Source organism: Brevibacillus sp. FSL K6-2834 (genome assembly GCF_038592925.1).
GTDB classification, from domain to species: domain Bacteria; phylum Bacillota; class Bacilli; order Brevibacillales; family Brevibacillaceae; genus Brevibacillus; species Brevibacillus borstelensis.
The window spans coordinates 3,851,421-3,865,938 of the sequence record NZ_CP151945.1; the positions used below are offsets into that span (position 1 = coordinate 3,851,421).

Consider the following 14,518-nt stretch of genomic DNA (forward strand, 5'->3'; position numbering starts at 1 on the left):
AGTGCACCCCTTAGAATGGACATTGGATTAAACCCCTGGTAAATCCGATGAAATTTAAGGGGTGCATTTTTTATGGTGAAAAAGGGGCAAACGTTTAGAAGTTATTCTCACGAATTAAAGGTGGAAGCCATACGACTGCATATCGAAGAAGGATGGACATACCGTCGAATCATGGAGCATCTGGGGATTCCGGACCGCCACCGGCTTAAAGTATGGATGAAAAAATATAAACAGTTAGGCGAATTTGGGTTGATGGATCAACGAGGTAGACGTGAAGAATATGTTGATCAAGATCGATATGTTAAAAAGCTAAAACGAGAGAACTCGATGCTAAAAAAGTGTTTGAAAATCTGGATGCGGGAGGTGCAGCCCATAAGTATGAGGCGATCAAGCAAGTAGCTGGTGAGTATACGACTAGTGAACTTTGCAAGCTGTTTGGAGTCTCAAGAAGTGGATACTATGCATACTTGAAACGGCAACAAGCGGACCGGGACAAGCCCGTGAAAGACCTCATCAAAGTAGTTTATAAGAAGTATGATGGTAAATATGGGTATCGACAAACCCAGCTGTTTCTCTTACGAGATCACGGGGTATGGGTCAACCATAAGAAGGTACTACGTCTGATGCAAGAAATGAAGCTCCGTTCTCGAATACGCCGCAAATATCGAGGTCACTATGCTTCAACCGAAGGTGGACGAGTCGCTGAGAATGTGATGCAGCGGAATTTCAAAGCGGATGCACCTAATCGAAAATGGGTAACCGATGTCACACAGTATCGTGTCGCGGATACGTGGCTCTACCTGTCTGCTATTAAGGATTTGTTTAATAATGAGATTGTGGCTTACCACATTGGAGTTCGCAACGACAATCAGTTGGTCCTACGGACCTTTGAGAAAGCCTTTAAAAAGACGAAAGACGTGACTGGACTGATCGTTCACAGCGATCAGGGATTCCAGTACACGTCCTACGCTTACCACGACATGTTGCCGAAGGTTGGCGCCCAAATCAGCATGTCTCGGAGAGGCAACTGTTATGATAATGCCTCGATGGAGAGCTTCTTCTCGCATCTCAAAACGGAAGGGCTCTACCCTTATGATATCCGAAGTGTGGATGAGGCACAAAGGCGAATTGAGGAATATATTCAATTCTACAACCAAAGTCGACCACAACGAAAATTAAAAAGGCTGACGCCTGTTGAATTCAGACGTCAGCTGTCGGTCTAACGGTCGGGTTTTTTCTTACTGTCCACTAAATGGGGTCTTGACCACATCCGATGCGGGGCTTCCTTTTTTTCAAATCTGTACTACAACTTTGTACCTCAAGTCAGCACTACAAGCCGCTACTCCCCTTGCCTCTTCCGCTTACCCGCAATCTCCCGCAGCCTTTCCACCGCATCATATGGCGCGGTATGCGTACCAAGCATCGCGTGAAACGGCTCCTCGCCGCGCCAGCCGTGGAAATCCGAGCCGCCGGTCATGACCAGACCATGCGCCTCGGCCCAGCGCTGATACTGCTCCCTTTGCTCCTGGCTGTTGTCCGGGTGCCACACCTCGATGCCATCCAGACCGAACGCAATCAGCTCCTGCACAAGCTCGTCGTCATCGTACAGCCCGGGATGGGCCAGCACAGCGACGCCGCCTGCTTCCTTGATCAGCGTGATCGCCTCCTGAGGGGTAATCCGCGGCGGGTTGACGTACGCCTTTCCCTCTTTCCCCAGATAAACGGCAAAGGCTTCGTCGATCGACTGAACCACGCCCAGCTCGATCATCTCCTCCGCGATATGCGGCCGTCCGATGTTTTTATCTTCGCCTGACTTGCGCCGGTAGACTCCTTCCAGCGTGATCGGTATGCCCAGCTCCTGCAGGCGGGCGATCATCAGCTTGTTTCGCTCATGTCTTGTATCGCGCAGGCCGGACAGCCTCTGGAGAAAAGCCTGGTCCTCGTACGGTATAAAATACCCCAGCACATGGATGTCCTGTCCGCGCGCCAGCGAGCTCACCTCGACGCCGGGAATGACTTCAACAGCTTGTCCCAACTGCCCGGCTGCTTCCAATGCTGCCGGAATGCCGGCAACCGTGTCGTGATCCGTAATGGCCACGGCAGCCAATCCCGCTTCGGCGGCCAGACGCACGTTTTCATGCGGCTCGCATGTGCCGTCTGAAGCCCGGGTGTGTGTATGCAAATCCGCTCGTTTGTTCATGGAAGTTTTCTCTCCTTCTTTCCCCTTGTCTGTCATTCTGAATCCGAACTCCCCTACATATGATTAGGCAAAACGCTTTTACTACATATGCCAAGGAGGATGTCCATGCGGTTAAAGAGCAAAAACCTGACCGGTGTCGTCCAGCCGCTTTCCTTTGTCGACAAGATGCTGCGGCAGCAGGGCTTTTCCCCATCCGGCGGGGACACCCCCACCTATGATGTCGTTATTTACGATTCCGCTACCAGCAGTTCTTATTTTCTCCGCATTCCCGCCAATCCTGTGAGCAAGCCGTCCCACACCGGTGAGATGACCGTCAAATTGGGCCACCCCTATCTTGAGGCAAAACTGATCTTTCATACCGAACAAGAAGAGTATTCCGTTATTCCCAAGGAAATACGCCAAGCCGCCGAGCACAAGCTGGCTGAAATCGGGGACTACCTATCGAGGCCGTCATGTTTCCCCCACAGCCACTGATTTGCGGCAAAGCGGTACCGGATCCGCTCTTCCTTTAACAACCCAATGAAATAGCCCATCAGCGCGGTACGGTAGAGCACGTAGCTCGTCGCGTTCTCAATGGAAATTTGTAAACGCTCACAGACGAGCGCCAGCGCTTGCTCCAGCGTCCGCTCTTCCGACAAAATTTCTTCGATCATCCCGTACAGCCTGCGATGACAATGAATGTTTTGCGTCAAAACCGCTTCCGGAGTGGTGGTGTATGGCCCGTGACCCGGCAAATAGCCGCGGTAATTCGATTCCAAAAGCTTGACTAAGCTTAGCAAGGTTTCGTGAGCATCGACCAAAAAAGGCAGCTTGTGCTTCTTCAATGTCTCTTCGCCGAGGTAACTGTCGGCGCTAAAACATATCCTGTCTACGACCAATCCGACCTGATTCCAGCTGTGTCCAGGAAGGGGGATGACTTCAAAGCAGGTCTCATCAATTTCTACGCGGCCTTCTGTGGGCAAGAGGTGGTCGACGCGCGATGCTTCGGCGAGCAAAAATTTGTTGCGCAGCTCATCCAACGGCTGCGCTCCCATGCCCAGGTAGATCGGCTCCAGCAGCGGATAGCGGATGATCGCTTCCTCCAGCGGCGGAGCGTATACCTGTGCCGCTGGCCAACAGGATAACAGATAGGCATTGCCGCCAAAATGGTCGGCATGGGCGTGAGTCTGTACAATTGCGCTTAGCGGCTGGGCGATCGCGTCCAGCCCTTTCTTTATCTTTTTGGCTGTCTGGGTATCCAGCCCGGAATCAATCAGGATCGCGCCTGTTTTTCCCTGGACAAACCCGATATTGACGCTGCCGGGAAAGTATCCGACTGTTTCGGTGATCATCTCCAACGTATGCTGTGCCATCTGTCTCCCTCGTTTCTTCCTGTTTTTTCTTAGTTTCTCCATCTGCGCCCAGCTTCCCTGCCGAGCGGCCCGATTACGACATATGGAGGCTTCTTGAATCGCATGTTGTAAAAACCGTGGGTAAAAATGGCCACTGCGATGATGGTGCACATGGAAAAAACAGCGCGCTCGATCCCGATTGCGGGAAGCGAAATAGAGACAATGACTCCGTCGATCATCAAGATATACAACGCTACCGGCACCTTTGACCTCCGCGCCAAAAACTGTGCGATCAGATCGGTTCCCCCTGTGTTGGTCTGGTACGCCAGCATGAGACCGGTCCCCGCTCCGATCAGCGCTCCTCCGATTACCGCAGATGTCGGGAGCGTCCAGTTATTCCACGCTCTGAGCGGGGCAAATACGTCAATCATTAACGTTTCGATCAGCATTCCGTGAAAGCTCTGAAAAAACAACGGACGATCATAGGCAAACACCATCGCATAAACAGGTATGCTGCAAGCGATCATGACCAGGCCCGGGGGCCATTGAAAAAAATAGGTCGCCAACAGGCCAATCCCGATCATCCCCCCGTCCATCAAATGGTGCGGGACGAGAAACAGGTTTACCCCGACTGCTATCCCGATGCTCCCCAAAAGGATCGCCGCTCCCTTCTGTACCCATTCCATTCTTCTCGCCTCCAGGGACAGGGTTACTCGATTATCTTTATGTCCCCTGAAATCCGCGTATGTATGGAATTGCTCAAAACTGCAGGATAAAATCGGATGGTTTTGACTGTTTGCTTTCGTTATTGGTATACTATCCTTTAATAATGAAATCGAATGTTTCCCTCTTTGCTTTCGTACATTGAAAGGAAAGCGCAAAACGAGAATAACAAATGGAGGTGAATCTCCTCCTTTCGCCCATCGGCGGAAGGGTGGAGACTTTCTTGGAGAGTCCGATAGGGGAGATACTTCTGAATCTGCTGCTCGTTGTGTTTTTGGTACTGCTCAACGGTTTTTTTGTAGCAGCAGAATTCTCGCTGGTAAAAGTGCGTCAAACCCGTCTTGCCCAACTGGTGAGCGAAGGGAACAAATCCGCTGTCTATGCGCAGAAGGTAACGAAGCAGCTGGATGCCTACCTGTCGGCTTGCCAGCTCGGGATTACCCTGGCATCGCTCGGTTTGGGCTGGGTTGGCGAACCGGCTATATCCCAATACGTCGAACCCGTAATGGTTTCACTCGGTCTGCCGAACTATTTGGTCAGCCCTGTTTCGCTGGCGATCGCTTTTGGAATCATCACCTTCATGCACATCGTCTTCGGAGAACTCGCTCCCAAGTCGCTGGCCATTCAAAAGGCGGAGGCCGCCTCTCTCTGGACGGCTGGACCGCTGATGGTTTTCTACAAGCTCAGCTACCCGCTGATCTTGGTGCTCAACGGAACGGCGAACTTTTTTATCCGCCGCTTGGGGATTGAGCCTGCGACTGAAACGGATTTGGCGCATACCGAAGAAGAGATTCGCCTTTTGGTCAATCAAAGCCACAAAAGCGGTCATATCGATCAGACGGAGATGGCTTTGGTGGACAACGTCTTCGAGTTTTCGGAGCGTCTCGCCAGGGAAATCATGATCCCTCGCATCGATATGGTCTGTCTGTACGACGACAATACCTTTGCTGAAAATTTGGCAATTATGCGGGATTCCCGTCACTCGCGTTTCCCGGTCGCGCATGAAGACAAAGACCGGTTGATCGGCTTTGTCCACATCTCGGATTTCTACCTGTCTGCCCTGACCAACGGCAAGGCCGATTTAAAGGATTTCCTCCGCCCGCTCTTGACGGTGCCGGAATCCATGGAAATCAGCCATGTACTGCGGCTCATGCAAAAGCGGCGGTCGCAAATGGCGATCGTCATCGACGAGTACGGCGGAACAGCCGGACTGATCACGATGGAGGATATCCTCGAGGAGATCGTCGGGGACATTCAGGATGAATTCGACGAGAATGAGCGTCCTGACATCGAAAGCTCCAATAACGAGCTGTCCGTGTCCGGGAAAACGCTGTTGACGGAGTTGAACGACTATATATCTGTAGAAATTCACTCGGATGAGGTAGACACGATTGCCGGCTGGCTCTACAGCCAACTGAATGAAGAAGTAGCCGAAGGCAAATCGGTGCAGTACCAAAACTACATTTTTACGATTTCCGAGCTGGAGAACCACCGTATCACGCGAGTCGGGATCTCCTATCTGAGCGAGGAAGAACTGGTGGCAGATGATAGCGAAGACAACTACCTGCTGCACGCCCAGTCCTGACCTGTCACACACATAAGGCAAGTGTCCCCTGCCCGCAGGGGGCACTTCTTCTTTCCCTCATTGTGCGGAAGCGATCCGCAACACCCTCTCCATTCGAGGTGTCATGATGAAATTTGCACAGCTAGACGACCGGTTGATCCGGTTGCAACCCGATACATATTCGATGATTGCTGCTTGGCGCCTGGCCGCCCGGCGCGAAAAAGTGCGCTGTCTGCGATGCGGCGCACCTCTTCGGCTGTATGCCGGTGTAAGCTTTGATCCGCACTTTTTGCATCCGGAGGGCAGCACCTGCGATTGGGAAGCGTTGGACGAGCCTCCAGCCGAGTGGCTCGTTTCAGAAGCTCCGCCTGCCATTCAGGCTGCTTTTGCGGCTTCTTTGGAAACGGCAGCGGCAACGGAAGCGCTGTCTCATTCGGGCACAGGGGCAGCCGCTATTGGCGGGGCTGTAGATATTGCCGCCACTTCTGGAGCAGACAATAATGGTGCGAGGACTCGTGGACGCGCTGATTCGCAGCCTGCTGAATCTGCATCTTCTGCTGGAGCTTCCACCGCTGGGAATGGCGTTTCTGCCTTTGCCAACGGAACTCCCGCTACCGCAAACGGCGCTTCCGCCACTGCGAATGTCGCTTCCACCCTCCAAAACGACGCCGCAGTTCCTGCGAGCCAAACTGACGAGGAAGACGACACGATCACAGTAGGGGCCTTTCGCCTGCCAAAGAAGCGATCCATCCATGAAGCAGGCTCGGTCACAGTCCCTCCCCCGGCTCAGCCCAAACCGGCGCTTTTTCGCAAAAGACTGGTGCCCAAAAAGGCGATCGAGCATTTGGCTGAGCGCCACGACGAGCCGCTTCACCCCCATCAGCGGGAGGCCATGCTTACGACCGACGGGCCGCTTTTGATTCTGGCCGGTGCAGGCAGCGGCAAGACGCGTGTGATGACGGCCCGAACCTCCCATCTCATCCGCGAGCTCGGCCTTTCTCCACGGCAGATCATGGTCGTGACGTTTACGACAAAGGCCGCTGAAGAGATCAAGCACAGGCTGGCCCGCCAGCTCCCTGCGCAGCAGGCCCGGGAGCTTGTTGCCGGTACGTTCCACAGCATTTTTTACCGGATGCTTCTGTTTCATCAGCCGGAGCGTTGGGATCAGCAAAGACTGCTGAAAAAGGACTGGCAAAAGTGGCGGCTCCTGCGCGAAAGCAATGCAATGAACATGCACGCGGAAATCGGACCGCGCAAAGAAAATGAAGTGATGGACGCGCTGGCGGTCATCAGCCGCTGGAAAAACGAATACCTCCTGCCCCAGCAAGCCGGATTGCGGGAGGCAAACGATGATGCCGAACGGCTGGCCCAGCTCCTTTATCCTCACTATGAAGAGGCGAAAAGACGGACGGGCTGGTTTGACTTCGACGACATGCTGATCGGCTGCTACGAGCTGCTCCGCCATCACCCCGACATTTTGCAGCGCTATCAGGAACGGATCACGCACGTGATGATCGACGAGTTTCAGGACATCAACCGCATCCAGTACGAGACGGTCAAGCTGCTGGCAGCGCCGCAGAACAACCTGTGCGTGATCGGCGATGACGACCAGTCGATCTACGGCTTTCGCGGGAGCGACCCGCAATACATACTCGGTTTTACAAAAGATTTTCCCCAGGCGAAAACAATTACACTGGAAGTGAACTACCGTTCCCGCTCCGCTATCGTCGGGCTCGGCTTTTCGCTGATCGGCCACAATCGGGCCCGCTGGCAAAAGGACTGCCTTTCCTTTCACTCCGAAGAAGGCGAAACGTATCTGTTCGAGCCGGACGACGAAGAGGAGCAAGCGGCCCGGATCGTAGACGAGATCAGCCACCGCATCCGCGAAGGCACACCAGTGGGAGAATGCGCGGTGCTTTACCGGACGAATGAGTCAGCCCGCCCTATTCTGGAGAGATTGAGCGAAGCCGGCATTCCCTTTCACTACTCGCAGGAGGAGGAATCGTTCTACCAGCGGCAAACCGTTCGCTGGGCACTGGCTTACTTGCGCTTGTCGCTTGACCCTGACGATTCGGCGGCATTGAAAGAAATTCTGCCAACGCTCTATATTTCCCAGGAGATGTGGAACGCTGTTCGCAGTCGAGCGATCCTGGAGGATGTCCCGATCCTGCACGTGCTGCCTGGAATGAACCACTGGAAGCCGTTTCAACGCAAGGCTTTGAAAACGATCACCGAGATACTGGCAGCCTGCGCTTCGTGTCCGCCGGCCCAGGCGCTGGAGCTCATATGCGAAGACGGCAAGCTGCGGGATTACCTGAAAAAGCGGGCAAAAGAGCGGGATGGCGGCCGGGAACGCTGGAGCGAGGAGCTGCAGCAGCTGATTGCGGCAGCCAAACGACACGATAGCGTAGGCGGATTTCTCCAGTACATCGACCGGATGGTCCAACAGGAAAAGGAGTGGCGCGAGGTTCAGCCACTCCCTGGGGAAGGAGTACACGTCTTGAGCATTCACCGGGCAAAAGGACTGGAGTTCGACCACGTCTTTCTGCCTGATCTCGTTGAAGGCTCCCTTCCTCATGAATACGCGCTGGACGCCGTGAGAAAAGGAAACAATGCCGCCCTTGAGGAAGAGCGGAGATTACTGTACGTCGCCATTACAAGGGCCAGATACTCCTTGAGTGTCGGAATCCCCCGCGAGCGCTTCGGACGAAAAACCAGGCCCTCCCGGTTCATCTCCGAAATGGGCCGATAAACGGTCGATGCCGCCGCCCATGTGGATCAGAAATTCTTCCATATTCGTAATGATCGGAAACAAGGCAAAGGCTCCCTTCCGCATGTTTGCTTCTAGCATGCGGATGACGGGAGCCTTTTATTCATCGCGGGAGGTTATTAAAGGCTGTTGGAAGGCCTTTATTATAGGCCGTTATTGAAGGCCGTTATTGAAATTTCGCCAGCTCTTTCAGCCTGTTTGCCATTTCCTCCAGCGACAGCAAGGCCGCATTGATCTGTTCAATGCTCGCGGCCATTTCCTGCGTAGCGGCCGATTCTTCCTCCACCTTTTTCAGCACCGTCGCCACCTTTTGCTTCATATCGTTCATGCCTTGCAAAATATTCTCAGCGGAATGGCGAGACTGTTCTGCAAGCGCTCGGATCTCTCCCGCCACGACGCCAAAGGTGCGGCCGTGCTGGCCGGCATGGGCTGCCTGGATGGATGCATTCAGCCCCAGGAGATTGCTTTGATTAGCGATGGAGCGGACGATATCCACGACCTTGGCATTCTCCTCGACGGCATGGACCACCGTCTCGCAGTTGGTGTTGATCTCTACAATGGAGCTGGCGAGCTGTTGAGCTGTAGCCGCTATATTTTGCGCCCACGATGTCATTTGCTCGACGGACGCAGCCAGCTCCTCGGACAAGACGGCTGTCCTCTCTTCCCGGTCACTGGAGAGGATCAGCGTCAAGGCTCCCTTCAGCACTCCCTCCTCATCTCTGACAGGCACGCTTATAGCGTGAAACGCGATGCCAAATCGGGATGACTCTCGCGGGACTGTCTGGCGGATCGACTGCCCCCCTTCGAGGGTCTTGTACGTAATGGATTGCCTATTCACTTCATGGTCGACAGTCAAGCCAAGGTGGATCTCTCCTTCTCTGTAGTACCTGATGTGCGTCAAATCTGCAAGAGCCACAGTGGCCTTCGGAAACAGCAGGGACAATGTAGGCATGCTTGCCAAAACCTTATCGATCATGGAATTATGCACCAGCCCGTTTGGCCTGTCCCGGTTCAAGCCCGTCGGCTGCGGCTTCTTCTTTTACCAGCAGGATGATGAACGCCCCTAGCAAGGGACCGATCGCCAGCGTTAAAAATGCAAAGAAATAGCTGTTTGTCGCATCGAGTACGGCGCCGACGGCAAGCGGCGAGATGAGCGAGCCCAGCTGCCAGATCGTGTTGACAAAGCCTGTCGCGGTCCCGACAAGTCGGCGCGGGACCAATTCGCCGATGTAATTGTTCATGATCGGGCTGTAGACAAAGGCAGCCACGCCGAGAATCGCCGCAACCACATAGAGCATGCTGGCACTAGTTGTCATCGCAAACCACATCAGCACCGGACCAAACAAGAAGAGAACGATAAAGAGCAAGGTTTTCCGTTTTACCTTCAACACATCCGACAAGATCCCGATGACCGGCTTGCACAGTAGAGCGGTTACTCCGTAAATCGACATGATTACACCTGCTTCTACGAGGGAGATGCCCAAGCCTTTGTTCATGTACGTGTTGGCCCAGGTTGCCGTGCCCCATGTGGCCCACATCGCGCAAAATCCGGCGAATCCGGTAACCATCAGATTGCGGTTTTTAAACAAATGGGCGACGTCTTTCCAGAACGCAGCAGAGGATTCCGCCTGTGCCCGCTGCTCGGCGGCAGAGGTCTTTTCCCGCAGGAAAAAGTATCCGAGAACAAGTCCCAGCAGCGGCAAAGCACCAGCTACGAAAAAGGCCGTTTTCCAGCTATAGCTGTTGGCAACTGTCGGTACAAACATGTTTACTACCGATACCCCCAGCGAGGAGGCGGTCATAAAAAAGCCCATCGCGGTTCCCCGTCCCTTTGCCGGGAACCAGTCAAAGATGGCCCGCACACATGCGGAAAATACCGCCCCTGAACCAAGTCCGGCCAGGACCCGCATAGCAAAGCCTGTATGATAGCTATTGATCAATCCCATCGAAACCGTAAACAGACCCATAACGAAAAACGAGCCCAGCAGCACTTTGCGATAGCCAAACCGGTCGGTGAGCAATCCGCCAGGCAGCTGCGTGATCACGTAGCCGATGTAAAAGGCGGTCATGTAGCTGCCCGCTTCTGCCTTGGACAGCCCCAGATCCTGGGAAGCGAGCGGCATGATCGGCGGCCAGGACAGCCTGTCCACAAAAGAGAAGAGAAAAGCCATCCATACGATGAGCAAAACGCCCATCTGCCATCTTCGTTCATTCATTTTGTATCACTCCATTTCATTCTCTCAAACTTTTTTAGTAGAGTTAAATTTATTACTTACCTAACTATAACGCATTAACAGTATGTTTTTTTTATAAAATCGCTTCCTGGCGGAGCAATTCGGAGCGTACCGACTGGTAGTCACTTGCGCCCTGCTGTCCGTGAAGCGCCGCTGCCACACCCGCAGCCTGTCCCGTTGCAAACGCCGTTCCCATGACACGGGCGGAAGCGAACGCCAGCGGATCACAATCGATGATCCGGCCTGCGGCCCACAGATTGCCAACGCCTTTGACCTTGAGCGAGCGGAGTGGAATATCGTAAAAAGACTTGTCCTTGATCTCATGCCAGACGTTGGGCTTTCCCGGTTCCGGGTGCAGCTCTACCGGCCAGCCGCCGCGGGCGATTGCATCGGCTTGCCGTCTCGCCTGGAGCACGTCGTCCCCGGTCAGCGTGTATTCCCCCACGATATGTCTCGTCTCCCTGATACCGATCTGCGGGCCAGTCTGCACCAAGTAGGCGCTTTCAAAACCGGGCAGGTACCTTTTGAATGCTTCCAAATAAGCCCATGCCTGCCGTCTGCCGGACAGCTCAGCCTTGGTCATGCTGCCCGCTTCCAGTCCGTTTACCTCTTCATCGCACAGGATCGCGAGTACATCCTGATTTCCTCCGGGCATGCGGACGATCGTTCCCAGCTCCTTGGTCAGCCCCTCGATTCCATCCGCTTTTCCTTTCAGAACGGCCTGCTCTACCTGCAGAGGATGAGCATGCGCGCCAGTTGCTACTCCGCCGATCCGGATCATCAGCGTGGCTGACTGCAAATGGCCTTCCGCGTTTCCAAAGATGACTTCCCCTCCCGACAGACTGGCCAGATCGCCTTCCCCGCTGGCATCGACAAAAGCGGATGCTTCAATCGTGAACATACCGGCATGATCCACGCATTGAATGGCGGAAATCCTCCCTCCGCTCGTCTCCGCTCCAATCACTTGAGCGTGCAGCAAAGGCTCCACCCCCGCTTCCGTCACACAGCGGTCCAGCGCCAGCTTGGTCACTTCGGGATCGAGCAGAACGATTACGGTTCCTGTACGCGCTGTTCGCCTCGGGCCTTCATACATGCCCAAGCGGGCGAGGTGGTTCAGGACGTTTTGGCCAACGCCGCCGACAATTTGCTCAGGCGGCTCTCCCTGCGTAAAAAAACCGCAGTAGGTCAATACAGAGCTGTGAGTCGCCGCACCTCCAAAGTACGGGTTGCGGTCGATCAGGATCGTCCTTGCCCCAGTCTGAGCCGCCCCTACGGCTGCCCCGACACCGGCCGCGCCACCTCCCACTACAGCGACATCAAAGGTAAGCTTTCTTTGCATCTGTCTGTCTCCTTTTGAGTGAATTTGATTTGTCCCAAATTTACAAAATATTTGTTTATTCGTTCAATCGATCTTTCCGATACAGTTAATAACTAGGACTAATAAATCAAAGGAGACTTGCCCTATGGAACTCCACCAGTTTGAATATGTCCTGGCCGTGGAGAAACATCGCCATTTTTCACGAGCCGCCGAAGCAATTTCCATCTCTCAATCTGCCCTCTCCCAACAGATCAGAAAGCTGGAAGAAGAGCTCGGAATCGTTCTTTTCGAGCGAACCACCCGCAGCATTCAGCCTACTCCTGCAGGCGTGGAATTCGTCCAATACGCCAAGCGGATCATCGGGGAGGTAGAGCGCGTCAAGCAAGCGATGCAGGCCCACCGGACACTGGAGCGGGGGAAGGTCACGATCGGAGCCGTACCGATCCTCGGCTATCTCGGACTGACCCCCGCTATCGCCGGTTTTCGCAAGTCCTACGCCGGAATTGATCTGGAGATACGCGAAGCGACCAGCGACCATCTTCTTCAGTGGCTGCATGCCGGGGACATTGACCTGGCCCTCACTACCTTTTCCCAGCATCACGATACAGATGAACACATTCACTTCCTTCCCTTGCTTGAGGACCAATTGGTGCTGGTGACAAGCCACTATCATCCGCTTGCCCAGCGCAAAAAAATCGATTTGAGCGAAGCTGCTGGCGAGCCCTTCCTTGCGATCAAGGCAAGCCATTTCATGCGCAACATTTGTGAGCACGCATGCGAAGAGGCCGGCTTTACGCCGACCATCATTGTCGAGAGCAGTCAGGTTGAAACGATTTGCGGACTCGTCGAAGAGGGCATGGGCGTGGCCCTATTTACCCATCGGGTCGCCAAATGCTTTCCCCGCTCCCGCATCGCCGTCGTCCGGCTGAAAAAGCCTTTCACCAAAATTACGGGAATCGCGCTTTCCCGGAACCACCTTCTCACTCCGGCAGCCAATGCATTCTGCCGCTTTTTGCAGGAGTGGCAAAAGGAGCACGAGTGGCACTGATTTCACAAGCCGCCGCGATCCAAGTGCAAAACGGATGGCAACTACCCCATAAGCGACTTCAGGCAAAAACCACAGCCAAAAGAATCTCTATGCCGAAAAACAAACCGCAAAAACGAACAACAAGAAACGAACGGCAAAAAACAAACGACAAAAAACCCCCCGATATCGGATGAAAGTGTCCGTCGTTTCGGGGGGTGAAACTGTGTTTTATTTGCCCATGATGTTGTAGCCGGCATCCACGTGAATGATTTCGCCGGTGATTCCGCGGGACAGATGGCTCATCAGGAACAATGCCGTGTCCCCTACCTCTGATTGATCGATGGTGCGGCGCAGCGGCGCTCTTTCCTCGATCTCTTTCAGTACGCTGTTGAAGTTGCGAATGCCCTTTGCCGCGAGTGTGCGGATCGGACCCGCAGAGATGGCATTGACGCGGATGTTTTCTTTGCCCAGATCGCCCGCCAGGTAGCGAACAGAAGCGTCCAGCGCGGCCTTCGCCACACCCATGACGTTGTAATTGGGCACCACGCGCTCGCCGCCGAGGTACGTCAACGTTACGATGCTTCCGCCCTCCGTCATCAGCGGACGAGCAGCGCGGGCGACAGCGACCAGCGAGTATGCGCTGATGTCTTGGGCAAGGGCGTAGCCGTCACGGGAGGTATTGACAAACTCGCCTTCCAGCTCCTCCGTTCTGGCAAACGCGATGCAGTGCGCCAAGCCGTGAATGACGCCGACTTTTTCCTTGATTTGGGCAAAAGCGGCTTCTACTTCATCGTCCTTGGTCACGTCACAGTTGATCAAGAGCGATTCTTGTTCCAGCTCTTCCGTCAGCTTCGCCACGTTTTCGCGCAGGCGCTCTCCCTGATACGTAAAAATCAGATTGGCTCCCGCTTTGCTCAGGGATTGGGCGATTCCCCAGGCGATGCTGCGGTGGTTGGCGACACCCATGATCACGATATTTTTTCCTGCAAGCATGGTATTCATTATGTATCGGCCCCTTCCTACGTATTTCCCTGCCATTATAACCGATCTTGTCTGCGGTTACGAGCAAATTTAGGAACAAAACACGCAAAAGGGGCCAAGCAAAAGGCTACTCTCCCTGCTGCATGGCTCGAGCGAGGTCATCGACAGGGGCGGCAGCGGAATTGGCAAACGCCCAAGCCTCTTCGACGGGATTCAGCGGTGTTCCGGTTGCCGGGAATTCCGCCTGCATGTTTGCCATCTCTTCCGTATCGGACATAGGCTGTTTGTTCTCCACGTTTCCTTCTCTCCTTTCGAAGATCGATACATGCTGCAAAAAGCATGTTCTTAGACTAACAAGCAGGAAACGTGT

14 protein-coding genes are annotated in these 14,518 nt (G+C 54.2%); 6 read left to right on the plus strand and 8 right to left on the minus strand.

All coding sequences use genetic code 11. From position 1 onward, the window contains the following. The first annotated feature begins 72 nt into the window (after positions 1 to 72). Together NST96_RS19060 and NST96_RS19065 are read left to right on the plus strand one after the other, a co-directional pair. Positions 73 to 399: a helix-turn-helix domain-containing protein gene (locus NST96_RS19060; RefSeq protein ID WP_024985204.1), complete on the plus strand. Its 327-nt coding sequence runs from the start codon at positions 73 to 75 to the stop codon at positions 397 to 399. Further along, the gene (locus tag NST96_RS19065) at positions 339 to 1,223 is read left to right on the plus strand and encodes an IS3 family transposase (protein ID WP_155808033.1); all 885 of its coding nucleotides are present in this window, start codon (positions 339 to 341) and stop codon (positions 1,221 to 1,223) included. Before NST96_RS19060 ends, NST96_RS19065 begins: the two co-directional genes overlap by 61 nt. Before the next feature lie 116 nt (positions 1,224 to 1,339). On the opposite strand, the gene NST96_RS19070 is transcribed toward NST96_RS19065, so the two are convergent. Beyond that, entirely contained in the window at positions 1,340 to 2,200 is an 861-nt protein-coding gene (locus NST96_RS19070; protein ID WP_024985104.1) for a PHP domain-containing protein, read from the minus strand. 105 nt (positions 2,201 to 2,305) lie between these two features. On the opposite strand from NST96_RS19070, the gene NST96_RS19075 reads away from it, so the two are divergent. Next, a complete protein-coding gene (locus NST96_RS19075) occupies positions 2,306 to 2,674 on the plus strand; it encodes a hypothetical protein (RefSeq protein ID WP_024985103.1) in 369 nt (122 codons plus the stop codon). Here NST96_RS19075 and NST96_RS19080 read toward each other — a convergent pair. Both NST96_RS19080 and NST96_RS19085 read right to left on the minus strand, forming a co-directional pair. Beyond that, positions 2,635 to 3,552 (minus strand): MBL fold metallo-hydrolase, encoded by a 918-nt coding sequence (locus NST96_RS19080; protein ID WP_024985102.1) that lies wholly within the window; start codon positions 3,550 to 3,552, stop codon positions 2,635 to 2,637. The two genes, NST96_RS19075 and NST96_RS19080, sit on opposite strands and share 40 nt — an antisense overlap. Positions 3,553 to 3,581: 29 nt before the next feature. Then, positions 3,582 to 4,217, minus strand: a complete 636-nt coding sequence (locus NST96_RS19085) for a YitT family protein (RefSeq protein ID WP_003386623.1) — start codon at positions 4,215 to 4,217, stop codon at positions 3,582 to 3,584. 209 nt (positions 4,218 to 4,426) lie between these two features. On the opposite strand from NST96_RS19085, the gene NST96_RS19090 reads away from it, so the two are divergent. Continuing rightward, positions 4,427 to 5,839 (plus strand): hemolysin family protein, encoded by a 1,413-nt coding sequence (locus NST96_RS19090; RefSeq protein WP_003386625.1) that lies wholly within the window; start codon positions 4,427 to 4,429, stop codon positions 5,837 to 5,839. A gap of 106 nt (positions 5,840 to 5,945) precedes the next feature. Next, positions 5,946 to 8,570, plus strand: coding sequence for an ATP-dependent helicase (locus tag NST96_RS19095; RefSeq protein ID WP_122958793.1), 2,625 nt, complete (start codon positions 5,946 to 5,948; stop codon positions 8,568 to 8,570). 184 nt (positions 8,571 to 8,754) lie between these two features. Here the strand turns inward: NST96_RS19095 and NST96_RS19100 are convergent, their stop codons facing one another. From NST96_RS19100 to NST96_RS19110, 3 genes are all read right to left on the minus strand, one after another. After that, a complete protein-coding gene (locus tag NST96_RS19100) occupies positions 8,755 to 9,564 on the minus strand; it encodes a methyl-accepting chemotaxis protein (RefSeq protein WP_003386628.1) in 810 nt (269 codons plus the stop codon). Positions 9,565 to 9,568: 4 nt separating this feature from the next. Then, complete coding sequence (locus NST96_RS19105) at positions 9,569 to 10,804, minus strand: MFS transporter (protein ID WP_003386630.1); 1,236 nt, start codon at positions 10,802 to 10,804, stop codon at positions 9,569 to 9,571. 91 nt (positions 10,805 to 10,895) lie between these two features. Then, positions 10,896 to 12,161 (minus strand): FAD-dependent oxidoreductase, encoded by a 1,266-nt coding sequence (locus tag NST96_RS19110; RefSeq protein WP_251255357.1) that lies wholly within the window; start codon positions 12,159 to 12,161, stop codon positions 10,896 to 10,898. Between the two features lie 124 nt (positions 12,162 to 12,285). Between NST96_RS19110 and NST96_RS19115 the strand changes: the two genes are divergently transcribed. Then, on the plus strand, positions 12,286 to 13,188 hold the full coding sequence (locus NST96_RS19115; RefSeq protein ID WP_342404315.1) for a LysR family transcriptional regulator: 903 nt from the start codon (positions 12,286 to 12,288) through the stop codon (positions 13,186 to 13,188). A 207-nt stretch (positions 13,189 to 13,395) separates the two neighbouring features. Here the strand turns inward: NST96_RS19115 and fabI are convergent, their stop codons facing one another. After that, positions 13,396 to 14,169 carry an enoyl-ACP reductase FabI gene (gene fabI / locus NST96_RS19120; RefSeq protein ID WP_003386635.1) on the minus strand — a complete coding sequence of 258 codons (774 nt, stop codon included), beginning with the start codon at positions 14,167 to 14,169 and terminating at the stop codon, positions 13,396 to 13,398. A 106-nt stretch (positions 14,170 to 14,275) separates the two neighbouring features. Next, positions 14,276 to 14,443, minus strand: a complete 168-nt coding sequence (locus NST96_RS19125) for a hypothetical protein (protein ID WP_227277894.1) — start codon at positions 14,441 to 14,443, stop codon at positions 14,276 to 14,278. Between the last annotated feature and the right edge of the window lie 75 nt (positions 14,444 to 14,518).

Bases quoted from the DNA above. Each gene is read 5' to 3' on its own strand.
- NST96_RS19115 (WP_342404315.1), top strand. From the start codon at position 12,286: ATGGAACTCCACCAGTTTGAATATGTCCTGGCCGTGGAGAAACATCGC.
- NST96_RS19110 (WP_251255357.1), bottom strand. From the start codon at position 12,161: ATGCAAAGAAAGCTTACCTTTGATGTCGCTGTAGTGGGAGGTGGCGCG.
- NST96_RS19080 (WP_024985102.1), bottom strand. From the start codon at position 3,552: ATGGCACAGCATACGTTGGAGATGATCACCGAAACAGTCGGATACTTT.
- NST96_RS19090 (WP_003386625.1), top strand. From the start codon at position 4,427: ATGGAGGTGAATCTCCTCCTTTCGCCCATCGGCGGAAGGGTGGAGACT.
- NST96_RS19085 (WP_003386623.1), bottom strand. From the start codon at position 4,217: ATGGAATGGGTACAGAAGGGAGCGGCGATCCTTTTGGGGAGCATCGGG.
- NST96_RS19095 (WP_122958793.1), top strand. From the start codon at position 5,946: ATGAAATTTGCACAGCTAGACGACCGGTTGATCCGGTTGCAACCCGAT.
- NST96_RS19105 (WP_003386630.1), bottom strand. From the start codon at position 10,804: ATGAATGAACGAAGATGGCAGATGGGCGTTTTGCTCATCGTATGGATG.
- NST96_RS19100 (WP_003386628.1), bottom strand. From the start codon at position 9,564: ATGATCGATAAGGTTTTGGCAAGCATGCCTACATTGTCCCTGCTGTTT.
- NST96_RS19060 (WP_024985204.1), top strand. From the start codon at position 73: ATGGTGAAAAAGGGGCAAACGTTTAGAAGTTATTCTCACGAATTAAAG.
- NST96_RS19075 (WP_024985103.1), top strand. From the start codon at position 2,306: ATGCGGTTAAAGAGCAAAAACCTGACCGGTGTCGTCCAGCCGCTTTCC.
- fabI (WP_003386635.1), bottom strand. From the start codon at position 14,169: ATGAATACCATGCTTGCAGGAAAAAATATCGTGATCATGGGTGTCGCC.
- NST96_RS19070 (WP_024985104.1), bottom strand. From the start codon at position 2,200: ATGAACAAACGAGCGGATTTGCATACACACACCCGGGCTTCAGACGGC.